Genomic DNA, 14,957 nt, shown 5'->3' on the forward strand with positions numbered 1-14,957 from the left:
CTGCATCCCACGGGAGCGATGACCATGGCCGCACACCTGAAATCCCTGTCCACCTGGCATGAAGGCGAGACCTTCATCCAGGCCAGAGTCGGCGTCGCCGAGCGCATGGAAGGTGTCGGCCAGCGGGTGATCCGGGACTTCATGCCCGACCAGCATCGCGAGTTCTACGCCCAGTTGCCGTTCATGGTGCTGGGCAGCGTAGACGGCGATGGCGATGCCTGGGCGACCTTCATCGAAGGCCGGCCAGGGTTCATGACCTCGCCCTCCCCCGTGACCCTCGATATCGCGGCCCGCCCGGACCCAAAGGATCCTGCGGCGGCCGGTATGTTCGACGGCGCGCCGGTCGGACTGCTCGGCATCGAGCTGCATACTCGCCGGCGCAACCGCATGAACGGCGTGCTGTCCCTCACCGCCCCGGGCTTTCGTGTCGAGGTCGACCAGAGCTTCGGCAACTGCCCGCGCTATATCCAGTTGCGGGACTTTTCCTTCGCTCGCGAACCGGGACAGCCCTCGGTGGGCGCGGTCGAATCCCTCTCTCGACTCGATGACACGGCACGGCGCCTGATCGAAGGGGCCGACGCTTTCTACGTCGCCTCCTACGCCGATCGCGATGACCGCCGCCAGGTCGACGTCTCCCATCGCGGCGGCAAGCCGGGCTTCGTCCGCGTGGCGCAAGACGGCCTGCTGACCATCCCGGACTTCAACGGCAACCTGTTCTTCTCGACCCTGGGCAATATCCATCTCAACGGCAAGGCCGGGCTGCTGTTCGTCGACTACGACAGCGGCGATGTGCTGCAGATGAGCGGTGATGCCGAGGTCATCTTCGACTCGCCGGAGATCGATGCCTTCCAGGGTGCCGAGCGCCTGTGGAGCTTCCGCGCCCGGCGTATCGTCCGCCGCCCCGGCGGGCTGGCTCTGCGCTGGGCCTTCCAGGAGGACGGCGAAGCCGACAGCTCGCTGATGACCGGCGACTGGAAACAGGCGGGCGAACGTCTGCGTGCGGCCGAACTGGCCACGCACTGGCGACGTTTCACGGTTTCGCAGGTGGTCCAGGAAAGCGCATCGATCCGTTCCTTCCACCTGCAACCCGAAGACGGAGCGGGCGTGCTGCCGCACCTGGCCGGGCAGCACCTGCCGATCCGGGTGCGGATGCCGGGTGCAGACAAGCCGCTGATCCGCACCTACACCCTGTCGACCGCTCCGTCCGACGGTTACTACCGCCTCAGCGTCAAGCGCGACGGGCTGGTGTCGAGCTGGCTGCACGACCATCTGCACGCAGGCGACACCCTGGAAGCCCGCGCCCCGGCCGGCGATTTCATCGTCGATCCAGACAGCCGCCGCCCGTTGGTCCTGCTGGCGGGGGGAGTCGGTATCACACCGATGCTGGCCATGGTCCGTCACCTGGTGTTCGAAGGCCGGCGCACGCAACGGATGCGCCCGGTGGTGTTGTTCTACGCGTCCCGTTCGAAGCACGACCGCGCCTTCGACCGCGAGCTGGCAGAACTGAACGTCAGCGTGATCCGGGTCCTGAGCGACACTCGCGACGCCCGTGAAGGCATCGACTACGACGCTGCCGGGCGGATCGACATGCCGCTGCTGAGCCGTTACCTGCCGTTCGGTGACTACGAGTTCTACCTGTGCGGTTCGCCGTCCTTCAGCCAGTCGCTCTACGACGGCTTGCGTGGCTACGGCGTCATCGACGACCGGATCCACGCCGAAGCCTTCGGTCCAGCATCGTTGAAACGTTCCGGCGAACAGCCGGCAATCGCTCCTGCTGGCCCGCCGCCCGCTACCACATCAATCCCGGTGACCTTCATCGAGTCGTTGAAGCAAGCCCGCTGGGAACCCGGCTCCGGCACTTTGCTGGAACTGGCCGAAGCCCGCGGACTGGAACCCGTATACAGCTGCCGCGAAGGCCACTGCGGCACCTGCAAGACCCGCCTGCTCAAGGGCGCGGTCAGCTACCTCAAGGAGCCCGCCGCCAGGGTTGGCGACGACGAAGTCCTGATCTGCTGCGCGGTCCCCGCCGGCAAGGACCCGATTCAACTTTCACTGTGATCCAGGAGATCTGCCATGTCCCGTCCCCCGCTTCCCCCGTTCACCGAACAGAGCGCCATCGAGAAAGTTCGCCTTGCCGAAGATGGCTGGAACAGCCGTGATGCCGCCAAGGTCGCCCTGGCCTACACCCTCGACACCCGCTGGAGAAACCGTGCCGAGTTCGTCACCAGCCGCGCCGAAGCCGAAGCCTTCCTCACCCGCAAATGGCATCGCGAGTTGGAATACCGACTGATCAAGGAACTCTGGGCCTTCACCGGCAATCGCATCGCCGTGCGCTACGCCTACGAATACCGCGACGACAGCGGCCAGTGGTTCCGCGCCTACGGCAATGAAAACTGGGAGTTCGCCGAAGACGGCCTGATGCGTGCGCGCCACGCCAGCATCAACGAGCACCCGATCAGCGAGCAACAGCGCCAGTTCCGCTGGCCACTGGGCCGCCGTCCGGACGATCACCCGGGCCTGAGCCACTTCGGTTTCTGAAACCGGCACTGGAAGGTACGTGAAAATGGCACATAATCCCGGGCACCCTGAGCGTGTCCCGGGCCTCACCGGAGACATACCCGACAAGCATTCGAAACGAAGGAAACACAGCGCCATGGACCGTTGGCTGGCAATGCGGGTTTTCGTCAAGGTCGCGGAAACCGAAAGCTTCGCCAAGACCGCCCGCGCGGTGCACATGAGCGCGCCGGCGGTGACGCGGATCATCGCCGCGCTGGAGGACCTGGTCGGCGCCCGCTTGCTGGTGCGCACCACCCGCTCGGTAAAGACCACCGAAGCCGGCGCGCGCTACCTCGCCGACTGCCGGCGCATCCTCGGCGATATCGCCGAAGCCGAGGCTGCCGCGGCCGGACACTACAGCGAGCCTTCCGGAACCTTGGCGATCACCGCGCCAATCCTCTTCGGCCAGTTGTACATACTGCCGATCGTCACCGACTACCTCGATGCCTACCCCGGCATGCATGCCCGCACCCTGTTCATCGATCGCCAGGTCAATATCGTCGAGGAAGGCCTCGATGTCGCCTTGCGTATCGGCCATCTGGCGGATTCCGGGCTGACTGCCGTGCGCGTCGGCGCGGTGCGGCATGTGATCTGCGCGGCGCCGGGTTACCTGGAAAAGCGCGGTATCCCGCAAACCCCGGCGGACCTCAAGGAACACCGCATCGTCGCCTCCAACAGCTCATGGGCCTCGCCGGAATGGCGTTTCGCGGGCGGGCAGCGGATCAGCATCGACCCGGCGCTGATGTGCAATACCAACCAGGCGGTGATCGATGCAGCGCGCTCGGGTTGGGGCGTGACCCGGGTCCTGCAGTACCAGGTCGGACCGGCCTTGCTCGCGAGGGAGTTGCAGATCGTACTGGAGGATTTCGAGGAGCCGCCGCTGCCGATTCATCTGGTGTATCCGGAGGGGCGGCAGGCGCCGGCGAAGGTGCGTGCGTTTGTGGATATGGCGGTGGAGCGGTTGCGCGGGGATGCGCTGTTCAGGGGGTGATTCACAACGCTTGGTGGCGTTGTGCCACAGCCTGATAATCACGTAGGATCAGGTGAATCGCTGTGCTCACGCAATTGACGGCACTGCAAATCGATCTTTCACCACGACGTGCCCATGAGGGATACATGCCACGATTTTTAAGCCCTTCAGACGCTCAAGGAATCGAACACCTGCTGGATCTCACGATGGAGGAGATCGACGACGATGACCCGCGCTATGCGGCGCTGTACAACGCCTATAACGCATTCGAACCCCAAAGCAATACTGCGGCCACCATTGCGGAAGTCGTTGCGGCGATTCGCCTGGTCAACAACCAGCGGGCGGACCAGCTCGAAGGGGCCATCTTCGAACGCATCCGCCAGAACAACTACCCCTCGGCCTGGAACACCACGGCCACCCAGGCCAAGGACACTTACGTCACCAACCATCCGGGTGGTAATGCCAGTTCCTGGATGTGTCCGGGATTCGGTCGCGCGACACACCAGGCAACCGTGGCCGACGTGACCATCGACCACATCATGCCGGTGGCACAACATTGGAACCTGACCGGATGCAATACCAGCAGGCTGGCACGGGCGAACTGGTACCAGGACACCACTAATCACGCCTATCTGTGCCGTGCCTGTAACAGCAGGCGTGGCAGCGGCGGCATTCGCTACAACATTGCCGTGGGCGGGGCCTATACCAACTAGGTCCCACCCCGAAACAAAAAGCCCGCATGATTGCGGGCTTTTTGTTTCGGGGTGGGCTGCTGGTCAGGCCGAATGCACCTTGCGCCCGCTCACCCAGGTTTCCTCCACCTGGATATCGCGCATGCCGGCGGCATGGGGGGCTGTCCATTGCAGCGGATCCTTGGCCAGGATCACCAGGTCGGCCTGCTTGCCCGGCAACAGCGAGCCGACCTGATGGTCGAGGTGGCATTGCCAGGCGGCATCGATGGTCACTGCACGCAGCGCCTGGTGTACATCGAGACGCTCATGCTTGTTGAGAATCCGCTTGTGCTCGTGTTCGTCCTGATGATCATCGACAACGGCCTCCATCACCCGGCCAATTGCCTGCTCCATGTAGCGCAGCGGGCCGAACGGGGTGACGAAGCGGTCGCTGTGCAGGCTGATACGCAGGCCACCTTTCAGCGCCGAGGCACAGCGGTCGAGCATATCCGCCCGGTCCTTGCCGAGGATGGTTTTCTGGAACGCCCGGCCCCAGTAACCGACATGGCCAATCAGGAAGCTGGGGGAGATCGCCATGCGCTGCATCAGGGCAATGGCATCGTCGTGCAGCAGCGAGCAGTGCTCGATGCGATGACGCTTCCCAGCCCAGGCCGGCACGCTGTTGAACGGCGGCTCGGGCATCTGTTCCTGATCGGTGGGCACCGTGCAGAGCGCCAACTGATAGGAGGACAGCACGTTGTCGATGGCTTCGTCGCCGTTGGCGTGAGTCAGGATCGGCCAGCCCTTGGCGGCGACATCGGCCATGACATTGGCCAGCTCGCGCACCGGGTTGTAGTTGAACAGGCCATAGGCACCGACGCCCGGTACCTGGTGTTCATGGCAGCATTGGTAGGGCGCGCTTTGCAGCCCGGTAAGCCCCTGGTTCGAGCCGTCGGCGATCAGCTTCATCGCACGCAGCGTGAACAGCTCGTTGGCGTTGCTGTCCAGCTCGGGATGGTAGGACTTCAGCCACATCTTCAGATCGTCGGCGTCGCTGCCATACAGGGCTCCGCCTACCCGCAGCGTCAGCACATGGGTCTTGGCCAGCAGGCGCATCAGACCGATTTCATACTGCTTGCCGACCAAGCCGACGCTCGCATCGAACACCGTGGTGATCCCACGCTTGTTCGCGTCCTTGAACACCTGCAGCAGGTTGCGGAAAAACTGGAACGGCCCCGGTTGAGGCAGCTTTGGGATCATCAGGGCCGATTGGGTTTCGGTCAGGACGCCATTCTTGTAGTCCTTTTCAAGACCGGCCAGCTCCAGGGCCTTGGTGTTCGCATAGCTGATATGACCGGATGCGTTGAGCAGGAAGATCTTCAGCTCAGGCAACTCGGGGTAGAGGCCATCGAGCGTGGGCGCGTCAATGTCCTGCCATTCCTTCATCAACGAAGGATCGACACCGAATCCAGTCACCCACTGCTCAGCTTCGGGCTTGTCTTTCACCGCCTCGGCGGCCTTCACGATTCCGGCCTTGACGTAGGCGATGCTGTATTCCCTGTTCAGGCGCTGGTCCTGGATGGGCGACAGATCGGTCCATCCGGTGATCAATGCGGTGGACATCAGGTGCGCATGGGCATCAATCAAGCCGGGCAGCAAGGTTTCTTCCGGTTTCAGCGGGCGATCGACCGGCTTGTATTGCTGCATCGCCTTGCGCACATCGTCCAGTGCGCCGCTCGCCTTCACCTCACCCTCGGCGATACCAAGGGCCTCGACCAGCAGCCCCGGCCGCTCGGGATCCGGATAGATATTGCCGCCAAAGAAGATCACGGCTTGCTGACCGCCATGGGGCGCCAGGGTCTCGGCCTCGGAGAGCAGGGCTTGCCAGGCTTCGGCAGCGTGCTCGAAGCGCGGCAGCATGTTCGGGGTACAGCAGGCACAGCCGAATTGGGGACTTTGCGACATGGTGATTCCTTTCAGTTTCGGAGGTGGTCCGGGGAATGACGATCAACATCGCATGGCACGGTTTCAGTTCGGTTTCCCCCGCGTCCCGCAGAGCGAAGAGGTCGAGAGGCCGTCCTGATCCGTGCTCGATCGCGGGCTTAACTTAACACCACAAATTATGCAAGTACTCACAATTTGGTCTGTGAACATAGCAATTGCGGACCGAACGCCAGACACAAAAAAACCCGCACTCTGGCGGGCTTTTTTGCACTTCATCGCGTGCGCAGACAGGCTACGCGCGCGGGATCATTCCCACTCGATCGTCGCTGGCGGCTTGCTCGACACATCGTAGGTCACCCGCGAAATCCCCTCGATCTCGTTGATGATCCGGCCGCTGACGGTTTCCAGCAGCTCGTACGGCAGGTGCGCCCAGCGCGCGGTCATGAAGTCCACGGTCTCGACGGCACGCAGGGCCACGACCCAGGCGTAGCGACGGCCATCACCGACCACGCCCACCGATTTCACCGGCTGGAACACCACAAACGCCTGGCTGGTCTTGTGGTACCAGTCGGCCTTGCGCAGTTCTTCGATGAAGATGTGGTCGGCACGACGCAGCAGGTCGGCGTATTCCTTCTTCACTTCGCCGAGGATGCGCACGCCCAGGCCCGGGCCCGGGAACGGGTGACGGTAGACCATGTCGTACGGCAGGCCCAGCTCCAGACCGATCTTGCGGACTTCGTCCTTGAACAGCTCACGCAGCGGCTCGACCAGCTTGAGGTTCATTTCCTCCGGCAGGCCACCGACGTTGTGGTGCGACTTGATCACGTGGGCCTTGCCGCTCTTGGCGCCAGCCGACTCGATCACGTCCGGGTAGATGGTGCCCTGGGCGAGGAACTGGATGTTCTCCAGCTTGCTGGCTTCGGCATCGAACACGTCGATGAAGGTGCGGCCGATGATCTTGCGCTTCTTCTCCGGGTCGGCTTCGCCTTCCAGGTTGCCGAGGAACTGGGCTTCGGCATCGGCACGGATGACCTTGACGCCCATGTTCTCCTTGAACATGGCCATGACCTGGTCACCTTCGTGCAGGCGTAGCAGGCCGTTGTCGACGAAGACGCAGGTCAGTTGGTCGCCGATGGCGCGGTGCAGCAGCGCGGCAACCACCGAGGAGTCGACGCCGCCGGACAGGCCCAGCAGGACGTTGGCCGAACCCACTTGCTCACGCACCTGGGCAATCGCGTCCTCGACGATGTTCGAGGCGGTCCACAGGGCTTCGCAGCCGCAGATGTCGAGGATGAAGCGGGACAGGATGCGACCGCCCTGCTTGGTGTGGGTCACTTCCGGGTGGAACTGCACGCCGTAGTAGCCGCGGGCATCGTTGAACATGCCAGCGATCGGGCAGCTCGGGGTGCTGGCCAGGACGTGGAAGTCTTCCGGCATGCGGGTGACCTTGTCGCCATGGCTCATCCACACGTCGAGGCCAAGAACGCCGTCGTCATCGACGTGGTCTTCGATGCCGTCGAGCAAGCGGCTCTTGCCGACCACGTCGACACGGGCGTAGCCGAATTCGCGCAGCTCGGAGCCTTCGACCTTGCCGCCCATCTGCTCGGCCATGGTCTGCATGCCGTAGCAGATGCCCAGCACCGGTACGTTGAGGTCGAATACGGCCTGTGGCGCGCGCGGGCTGTTGGCTTCGTGGACCGACTCAGGACCGCCGGCGAGGATGATCCCGCGCGGGTTGAAGGCACGAATCGCTTCATCGTCCATGTCGAACGGGTGCAGTTCGCAATACACGCCGATTTCGCGCACGCGGCGGGCGATCAGCTGGGTGTACTGGGAACCGAAGTCGAGAATCAGGATGCGGTGAGCGTGAATGTCGAGGGCCATGACTCAATCTCGTCAGTGGAAATCGGAAACGACGCGGGGCTGTTCGATAACAGCCCCGCTTCAAGGTGTTGCCAGGAGCATCAACCTACGCGGTAGTTTGGCGCTTCCTTGGTGATCTGTACGTCATGCACGTGGGACTCGGCCATGCCGGCACCGGTGATGCGCACGAACTCGGGCTTGGTGCGCATCTCTTCGATGTTGGCGCTACCGGTGTAGCCCATCGAGGAACGCAGGCCACCCATCAGTTGGTGGATGATCGCGGCCAGGGCGCCCTTGTACGGGACGCGGCCTTCGATGCCTTCCGGTACCAGCTTCTCGGCGCCGGCCGAGGAGTCCTGGAAGTAACGGTCGGAGGAACCTTGCGCCTGGGCCATGGCACCCAGCGAACCCATGCCGCGGTATGCCTTGTAGGAGCGGCCCTGGAACAGCTCGACCTCGCCCGGTGCTTCTTCGGTACCGGCGAACATCGAACCCATCATCACGCAGGAAGCACCAGCGACGATGGCCTTGGACAGGTCACCGGAGAAGCGGATGCCGCCGTCGGCGATCAGCGGTACGCCGGTGCCTTCGAGGGCAGCGGCAACGTTGGCGATGGCGCTGATCTGCGGTACGCCCACACCAGCGACGATGCGGGTGGTGCAGATCGAGCCCGGGCCGATGCCGACCTTGACCGCGTCGGCGCCGGCTTCAGCCAGGGCCTTGGCGGCGGCGCCGGTGGCGATGTTGCCGCCGATCACCTGGACTTGCGGGAAGTTCTCTTTCACCCAGCGAACGCGGTCGATCACGCCCTTGGAGTGACCGTGGGCGGTGTCGACGACGACAACGTCAACGCCAGCAGCAACCAGTGCGGCCACGCGCTCGGCGGTGTCCTTGCCGGTACCGACCGCGGCACCGACGCGCAGGCGACCCTGGTCGTCCTTGCTCGCCAGCGGGTAGGCCTTGGCCTTCTCGATGTCCTTGACGGTCATCATGCCCTTCAGGGCGAAGTCGGCGTCGACGATCAGGACTTTTTCCAGGCGGTGCTTGTGCAGCAGCTCGCGGACTTCGTTCTTGTCGGCGCCCTCGCGGACGGTGACCAGGCGCTCTTTCGGGGTCATCACGTCACGGACGGCGATGTCCAGGCGGGATTCGAAACGCACGTCGCGGGAGGTGACGATGCCGACCAGGTCGCCGTTGTGCAGCACCGGCACACCGGAGATGTTGTTCAGGCGGGTCAGTTCGAACAGGTCGCGCACGGTGGCGTCGGCGTCGATGGTGATCGGGTCCTTGACCACGCCGGCCTCGAACTTCTTCACCTTGCGCACTTCGCCGGCCTGCTGCTCGATGGTCATGTTCTTGTGGATGATGCCGATGCCGCCTTCCTGGGCCATGGCGATGGCCAGGCGGGCTTCGGTCACGGTATCCATGGCGGCGGAAACCAACGGAATGTTCAGCTCGATGCCACGGGTCAAACGGGTCTTGAGACTGACTTCGTTGGGCAGTACCTCGGAGTAGCCAGGTACAAGGAGAATGTCGTCGAAGGTCAGGGCTTCTTGGCTGATACGCAGCATCGCGGGGGCTCCCGGGCGGGAAAAATGGAAGCGCGCCATTATACTCATGCGCGCCGATTCGCTCAATGTAAAGATGGGCCTTCGGTCAGTTGCCCGACAGCTTCACCCGCACCACGGCCACCGGCTGGTCGAGCCAGTCGGCGAAGGCGTCGAGGAAGGCCGGCTTGAAACCGGCGTCGGCCCACCCGTTGAAGATGAAGCCCAGGTTGGAAAAGGCACATGGCTGGAGGAACAGGAAGCCGTTGATGTCGTCTTCGTGGGCGCATTCGGGGCAGATGAAGTTGTCGGTCTGCGCCGGCATCCATGCTTCCAGGCTGTCGAACAGGGCCTCGCCGATCTCCTGGCGACACTCCGGGCAGCCCGCTTCTTCGAGAAAACCTTCGTTCGGCGTATAGATGCAGCGCTTGGTGACGACCTCCAGGCCGTTGACCCTTTTTCCGAACGGCAGCAGTTCCGGCCGCTCGACGATCTTGCGCGCACCCTCGGCGATGGCATGGCCCATGCGGTTGCCGGTGCCGCCGCAGGTGCTGAGGCTTTCCTCGACGATCTTCTCGCGCACCAGCCAGCGCAGGATGGCCCGTGCGCGGGCTTCGTGCACGGGGATGGAGGACATGCGGGGAACGATGATGCTCTGGGTGATCATGACGGCGGTCGGATTGGTTCAAAGCGCCAGTCTACCCGAGTCAGCGGCCGGCATCTGACAGGCTCACCTTGAATCTGCCGTTGATGATCTTCAACTCGTAAGGGCGATCGGGACCGATGCCGATCTGGTCGTCGATCTTGTCGACCCGGACCACGACGTCACGCATACGCCCCTCAAGCACACCCTGCTCCCAGTCGTTCATCAGGATGAGCGTACCGCTGAGCACGTCGAAGTCACACAGTACATCGCCGTCGGGGTAGAACGGCGGATTGCGGAAGTACAAACCATAGTTGAGGGCGATCGGAGCATCCGCGCCCAACCCGGCCAGTTTGTAGGAGCCGTTCGGCACATTTTCGAGAAAGGCGACCCCTACCGACTCTTCGTAGGCCTCGTGCGGTGGCGCAGCACGATGGCGTCCGGTGACGAGCTTGCCGGCGAACCCCGGAACATCGAACAGGGTTACGGTCTCGGGCAGGAACGACCGTCGCTCCTCGCCTTCCACCAACTCGAACAGGGCCGAGAAATGGCGGTCGAGGGAGCTGGTGCTGCCCTGTACGGGCTCGCGCTGAGGATCGACCTGCCAGATCCGGTTTTCTCCGACCTTGGACAAGGGGTGCAGCAGGCCGCTACCGTGGCGCACGAACGCTTGAATATCTTTCATCGCAGTAACTCCGGAACAACCCTCTCGATGGTGGAGGGCATGTCCCGGAGTTTAAAAGTCGCACCAGCGGCAACAACTGGCAGAAATACCAGGTAGAGACCGCAACGGCTCTAAATCGACGCTTACCAGGCGGCCTGACTCAGCCAGCGACCGATCAACGCCACGCCGCTGGCCAGCACCAGCCAGGTGACCAGGCGCACGAAGGCTTCCCGGGACATGTTCAGGGTCAGGCGGCGGCCGATACGCAGGCCAAGGAACATCATCGGCAGCAGGCACAGGGCCAGGAGCAGCAACGGCCAATCGGCATAGACCCCGGCAATGAGGAACAGGCTCAAGCGCACCACAGTACTGCAACTGATCAGTGCGCTCTGGGTCGCCCGCGCCTGCTCTGTGGATTCCAGGCGGGCATTGAGGTACAGCGCGTAGAGAAAGCCGCCACTGCCGAACAGGGCGCCGAACAGTCCGCCCACGGTCCCCGCCGGCACCGACCACCCCGCCGCCAGGTTGGCCGGCTTGACCTTCACCGCCAGGCTGTACAGCGCATAGGCCGTGACGAACAGGCCCATCAGCAGCATCAGCACATCGGCGTGCAGGTTGAGCAGGAACACCACGCCCAGGGTGCAGCCTAGCGCCATGAACGGCAGCAGGCGCAGCAGTTCACTGCGCGCCACCGCCTTGCGTGCCGGCAGCCAGTTGCCGAAGGCGGCGACGAAATCCAGCAGCACCAGCAACGGGATGATCCGCGACAGCGGCATGAAATTGATCAGGATCGGCCCGGCGACCAGCGCAGTGCCGAAGCCGGCGATGCCGAAGACCACGTAGGCAGCGGCAACACCCAGCAGGATCGGTAGCCAGTCGAGGGCTGAGAACGGCAGTTGGGCGAACAGGGTCGAGAGCATCCGGGCAGCACCTTGGCAATGTTTTTCAATGCACCTTAACCAGCCGGCAGCCATGCCGACTAATATGCAATTCCGCCATCAGCCATCTCGAAACGGCATAGCTCATGATTTCCACCCGCCAGTTACGCTACTTCGTCGAAATCGCCGAGAGCGGCAGCTTCAGCGCCGCCGCCGAACGCCTGTACATCGCCCAGTCGGCCCTGAGCCGGCAGATCCGCGAACTGGAGCAGCAACTCGATACCGCACTGTTCGAACGCACTGCCCGCCAGCCGCGCCTGACCGCAGCAGGCGCGGCGTTCCTGCCACGGGCCCGCAATCTGCTACAGGACCTGGACAAGGCCGGCGACCTCGCCCGCGCCGTCGGCCAGGGCCTGCGCGGCAGCCTGCGCCTGAGTCATTCCAGCACCGTGCCGTTGACCGGCGCCCTGCTGCAGCGCGTCAGCGGCTACCTGCATGACAACGAGGGCGTGTCCATGGAGATAGCCCAGCTTTCCTCGGAAGGCCAGCTTGAAGAACTGGCCGAGGGTCGGCTGGATATCGGTCTGCTGCGTCTGCCGGTGCTGCGCCAGCATGAAGGACTGTGCGTCGAGCCGCTGCTGGAGGAACCGTTGCTGCTCGCGGTAGCGGAAAACCATGTGCTGGCTGGCAAGACCCGCGTGAAACTCGCGGACCTGCGCGAAGAGGTCTTTATCTCCATCCCCCATCGCCAACGCGGCGGGCTCAGCTACCTGTCGGCAGAGTTGTGCATGGCGGCCGGGTTCTTTCCACGGCCGGCGCGGGTGGTGTCGCGCAAGACCACCCAGTTGCAACTGATCCAGGCGGGGTTCGGCGTCGCACTGCTGCCCCGCTGCATGCAGGACATCGCTCCGGTGTCTCTGCGCTTCATTCCCTTGGACGACCCAGGTTGCGTGAGCACCGTGGCGATCGCCTATCGACGCGATGCCGGAACACTGGTCAGGCAATTCCTGGCACAGATGCGGGCACCTTGACCCTGAAGTAGCTACAGGGTCCACCCTAGGCAGAAACAAGGAGGCTTTGCCATGAACACCCAACAGGATCAGAACTACCTGCAACGCACCGCGATACTCGACTTCGATGCCCCGGCGATCACCAACCTCATCGAGGCCCGTGGCTGGCGCCAACTGCCTGCTGAACAGGCAGCACGGGCCGTGTACGAGTTCTGCCGCGACGAAATCCTCTTCGGCTACAACGCCGGCGCCGACAGCCTGCCCGCTTCGGCGATCCTCGAGGAAGGCCTGGGACACTGCAACACCAAGTCGAACCTGCTCATGGCCTTGCTGCGGGCGCTGGGCATTCCCTGCCGACTGCGCGCGTTCACCATCGACAAACGCCTGCAGAAAGGCGCGATGACCGCATTCGTTTACTTCATGGCGCCCCGGGAAATCCTGCACACCTGGGTCGAGGTCGAGCTGCACGGGCAGTGGGTCGTGCTGGAGGGCGTGATCCTCGATGCGCAGTACCTGCGTGCGGTACAGAACAGGTTCATCAATTGCCAGCATGCCTTCCTCGGCTATGCCGTTGCCACGTCGTCCCTGGCAACGCCGGCAGTGCAGTGGACCGGGCGGGATACCTACATCCAGCGCGAGGGCATCGCCCGGGAACTGGGGCTCTATGCTTCGCCAGATGATTTCTACCGTGAGCACAAGACCAACCTGAGCGGAGTGAAGGGGTGGCTGTACCACAACTTCTTCTACAAGGTGCTCAATGACAATGTGCGGCGGATTCGCGAAGGGGCGCTGGGAGGTGATACGGCCAGTCGCGCTTGCGATCATAGAGAGTCCCGCGACACTTCAAATTGAGGAAACATAGGGCGAATGCCTGACTCGGACCTTGTGGGAGCGGGTTCACCCGCGATTACGGTAGTGAATTCATTATCGCAATCGCGGGTAAACCCGCTCCCACACCGAATGCAGCGCAGTTACGGGTGCGGACAGCCTCAGAACACCAGGCTCACCTCGACAAACTTGACGCTGTTCTTCTCCCTCACCCCGAAGTACGTCTGCCGCGCTCCATGAAAATGATCCACACCCGCCCCCAGCTTCACCGAATCCGTCACTGAATAACTGGCCCGAGGCCGCAACACATAGCTGCTGCCGGTGATATCCACCACCGCCGACAACTCCAGCTTCAACCGCTCGTTGAAGAACATGTCGGACACCCGCGTGGTCATCCCCCAGTCCCGTCTGTCGAACTCGGAATTCAGCCGGTCGACGCCCTCCTCCACAAGCCGCAAGACTCCACTGCCGGCCGGTTCGCGGTAGTCACGGAAAACTCCAAACAGTTGCACGTTGAAGTTCCCCGAATCACCGAAGTTGCGATCCGCTCCCAGAACGATACGGTTCACCTCGCGCCGCTCGTCTCGGCATCCCGAGCAATCCAGGGTCAAGCGCTCATGGGCGAACTCACCACGCATGGTCCACTCCCCCGTCGCCCAGGCGAAATCCGCACCCACCGCGCGCTTGCGCTCGTACGCACTGATAAAGCGCAGCGACGGCGTCAGCACGGCCTGATAGCGCGGCGCCCGCTCGTAGCCATCGAACCAGGACAACGACCAGTCCAGGCTGTCACCGGCATGGTCGAGTTTCAGCGCCGTTTCCAGGGCGTCCGGCTCGTCGCGCTTGTCCAACCGGGCGGGCAGGCTGCCGGTGGGCATGCGGTTGGCGTCGAAGTCCGCCAGCACCGCGGTGAGTGACAGGCTGTCGTCGAAGCCATGACGCACTTGCACGGCGTTGATGCCCATGCGCTGCTCGTCATCTTCGGGCACCAGCAGGGTCAGGTCGCGGGGCGACAGGTAGTCGGTGGGGTTGATCCGGTCCGAGCGCCCCCAGGCGATGATCTGCCGCCCCACCCGCCAGCGCCAGCCGTCGTTGCCGGCCTCGACGTAGCCCTCGCGCAGACGGCCGCTGTAGCCGTCAGCCTTGGCGCTATCGTCGATCCCGGCGCGCGCGGCCAGGACCAGGCGCGCCTGCTCGGCGAGATCGAGGTTCCAGTTGACCAGGCAGGTGCCCTTGGCGATATCCCGACGGTCGTCCAGGTTGCGGTTGGACGACCAGTAGCCGGCCCGGCACTCGCCGAAGGGCAGGTCCTGCGCCCGGCCGGGCTGGCTGAAGGCAGCAGCGCCGGCAGTTGCAATCAACACAAGCAGATGAGCGCGCATG

The 14,957-nt window shown here is 63.6% G+C and carries 13 protein-coding genes; 6 read left to right on the forward strand and 7 right to left on the reverse strand.

The genetic code is table 11. The features are described 5' to 3' along the window. Nucleotides 1-24 precede the first annotated feature (24 nt). The 4 genes from AC5QPF_RS26045 to AC5QPF_RS26060 all read left to right on the forward strand — a co-directional run bounded on the left by AC5QPF_RS26045 (nt 25) and on the right by AC5QPF_RS26060 (nt 4,239). The gene (locus AC5QPF_RS26045) at nt 25-2,058 is read left to right on the forward strand and encodes a 2Fe-2S iron-sulfur cluster-binding protein (RefSeq protein WP_494960532.1); all 2,034 of its coding nucleotides are present in this window, start codon (nt 25-27) and stop codon (nt 2,056-2,058) included. A 15-nt stretch (nt 2,059-2,073) separates the two neighbouring features. Further along, complete coding sequence (locus AC5QPF_RS26050; RefSeq protein WP_494960533.1) at nt 2,074-2,538, forward strand: DUF1348 family protein; 465 nt, start codon at nt 2,074-2,076, stop codon at nt 2,536-2,538. A gap of 115 nt (nt 2,539-2,653) precedes the next feature. Beyond that, on the forward strand, nt 2,654-3,547 hold the full coding sequence (locus AC5QPF_RS26055) for a LysR substrate-binding domain-containing protein (protein ID WP_494960534.1): 894 nt from the start codon (nt 2,654-2,656) through the stop codon (nt 3,545-3,547). Nucleotides 3,548-3,609: 62 nt separating this feature from the next. Continuing rightward, nucleotides 3,610-4,239 (forward strand): hypothetical protein, encoded by a 630-nt coding sequence (locus AC5QPF_RS26060; protein ID WP_494960535.1) that lies wholly within the window; start codon nt 3,610-3,612, stop codon nt 4,237-4,239. Between the two features lie 63 nt (nt 4,240-4,302). Here the strand turns inward: AC5QPF_RS26060 and AC5QPF_RS26065 are convergent, their stop codons facing one another. The 6 genes from AC5QPF_RS26065 to AC5QPF_RS26090 all read right to left on the reverse strand — a co-directional run bounded on the left by AC5QPF_RS26065 (nt 4,303) and on the right by AC5QPF_RS26090 (nt 11,766). After that, nucleotides 4,303-6,162: an amidohydrolase family protein gene (locus tag AC5QPF_RS26065; RefSeq protein WP_494960536.1), complete on the reverse strand. Its 1,860-nt coding sequence runs from the start codon at nt 6,160-6,162 to the stop codon at nt 4,303-4,305. A 285-nt stretch (nt 6,163-6,447) separates the two neighbouring features. Next, a complete protein-coding gene (guaA, locus tag AC5QPF_RS26070) occupies nt 6,448-8,025 on the reverse strand; it encodes a glutamine-hydrolyzing GMP synthase (protein ID WP_316919148.1) in 1,578 nt (525 codons plus the stop codon). Between the two features lie 80 nt (nt 8,026-8,105). Beyond that, nucleotides 8,106-9,575, reverse strand: a complete 1,470-nt coding sequence (gene guaB, locus AC5QPF_RS26075) for an IMP dehydrogenase (RefSeq protein ID WP_494960537.1) — start codon at nt 9,573-9,575, stop codon at nt 8,106-8,108. An 85-nt stretch (nt 9,576-9,660) separates the two neighbouring features. Beyond that, nucleotides 9,661-10,218 carry a sugar ABC transporter ATPase gene (locus AC5QPF_RS26080; protein WP_494960538.1) on the reverse strand — a complete coding sequence of 186 codons (558 nt, stop codon included), beginning with the start codon at nt 10,216-10,218 and terminating at the stop codon, nt 9,661-9,663. Between the two features lie 40 nt (nt 10,219-10,258). Further along, the gene (locus tag AC5QPF_RS26085) at nt 10,259-10,879 is read right to left on the reverse strand and encodes a hypothetical protein (protein ID WP_494960539.1); all 621 of its coding nucleotides are present in this window, start codon (nt 10,877-10,879) and stop codon (nt 10,259-10,261) included. Between the two features lie 122 nt (nt 10,880-11,001). Beyond that, on the reverse strand, nt 11,002-11,766 hold the full coding sequence (locus AC5QPF_RS26090; protein ID WP_494964251.1) for a TSUP family transporter: 765 nt from the start codon (nt 11,764-11,766) through the stop codon (nt 11,002-11,004). Nucleotides 11,767-11,882: 116 nt separating this feature from the next. Between AC5QPF_RS26090 and AC5QPF_RS26095 the strand changes: the two genes are divergently transcribed. Both AC5QPF_RS26095 and AC5QPF_RS26100 read left to right on the forward strand, forming a co-directional pair. Next, entirely contained in the window at nt 11,883-12,767 is an 885-nt protein-coding gene (locus tag AC5QPF_RS26095) for a LysR substrate-binding domain-containing protein (protein ID WP_494960540.1), read from the forward strand. Nucleotides 12,768-12,818: 51 nt separating this feature from the next. After that, complete coding sequence (locus AC5QPF_RS26100) at nt 12,819-13,598, forward strand: transglutaminase domain-containing protein (RefSeq protein WP_494960541.1); 780 nt, start codon at nt 12,819-12,821, stop codon at nt 13,596-13,598. Between the two features lie 137 nt (nt 13,599-13,735). On the opposite strand, the gene AC5QPF_RS26105 is transcribed toward AC5QPF_RS26100, so the two are convergent. Beyond that, nucleotides 13,736-14,956 (reverse strand): DUF1302 family protein, encoded by a 1,221-nt coding sequence (locus AC5QPF_RS26105; RefSeq protein ID WP_494960542.1) that lies wholly within the window; start codon nt 14,954-14,956, stop codon nt 13,736-13,738. Between the last annotated feature and the right edge of the window lies 1 nt (nt 14,957).

This window comes from Pseudomonas sp. Con_6 (assembly GCF_059379395.1).

Bases quoted from the DNA above. Each gene is read 5' to 3' on its own strand.
- AC5QPF_RS26080 (WP_494960538.1), bottom strand. From the start codon at position 10,218: ATGATCACCCAGAGCATCATCGTTCCCCGCATGTCCTCCATCCCCGTG.
- AC5QPF_RS26105 (WP_494960542.1), bottom strand. From the start codon at position 14,956: ATGCGCGCTCATCTGCTTGTGTTGATTGCAACTGCCGGCGCTGCTGCC.
- AC5QPF_RS26100 (WP_494960541.1), top strand. From the start codon at position 12,819: ATGAACACCCAACAGGATCAGAACTACCTGCAACGCACCGCGATACTC.
- guaB (WP_494960537.1), bottom strand. From the start codon at position 9,575: ATGCTGCGTATCAGCCAAGAAGCCCTGACCTTCGACGACATTCTCCTT.
- AC5QPF_RS26055 (WP_494960534.1), top strand. From the start codon at position 2,654: ATGGACCGTTGGCTGGCAATGCGGGTTTTCGTCAAGGTCGCGGAAACC.
- AC5QPF_RS26065 (WP_494960536.1), bottom strand. From the start codon at position 6,162: ATGTCGCAAAGTCCCCAATTCGGCTGTGCCTGCTGTACCCCGAACATG.
- AC5QPF_RS26045 (WP_494960532.1), top strand. From the start codon at position 25: ATGGCCGCACACCTGAAATCCCTGTCCACCTGGCATGAAGGCGAGACC.
- AC5QPF_RS26050 (WP_494960533.1), top strand. From the start codon at position 2,074: ATGTCCCGTCCCCCGCTTCCCCCGTTCACCGAACAGAGCGCCATCGAG.
- AC5QPF_RS26085 (WP_494960539.1), bottom strand. From the start codon at position 10,879: ATGAAAGATATTCAAGCGTTCGTGCGCCACGGTAGCGGCCTGCTGCAC.
- AC5QPF_RS26095 (WP_494960540.1), top strand. From the start codon at position 11,883: ATGATTTCCACCCGCCAGTTACGCTACTTCGTCGAAATCGCCGAGAGC.
- guaA (WP_316919148.1), bottom strand. From the start codon at position 8,025: ATGGCCCTCGACATTCACGCTCACCGCATCCTGATTCTCGACTTCGGT.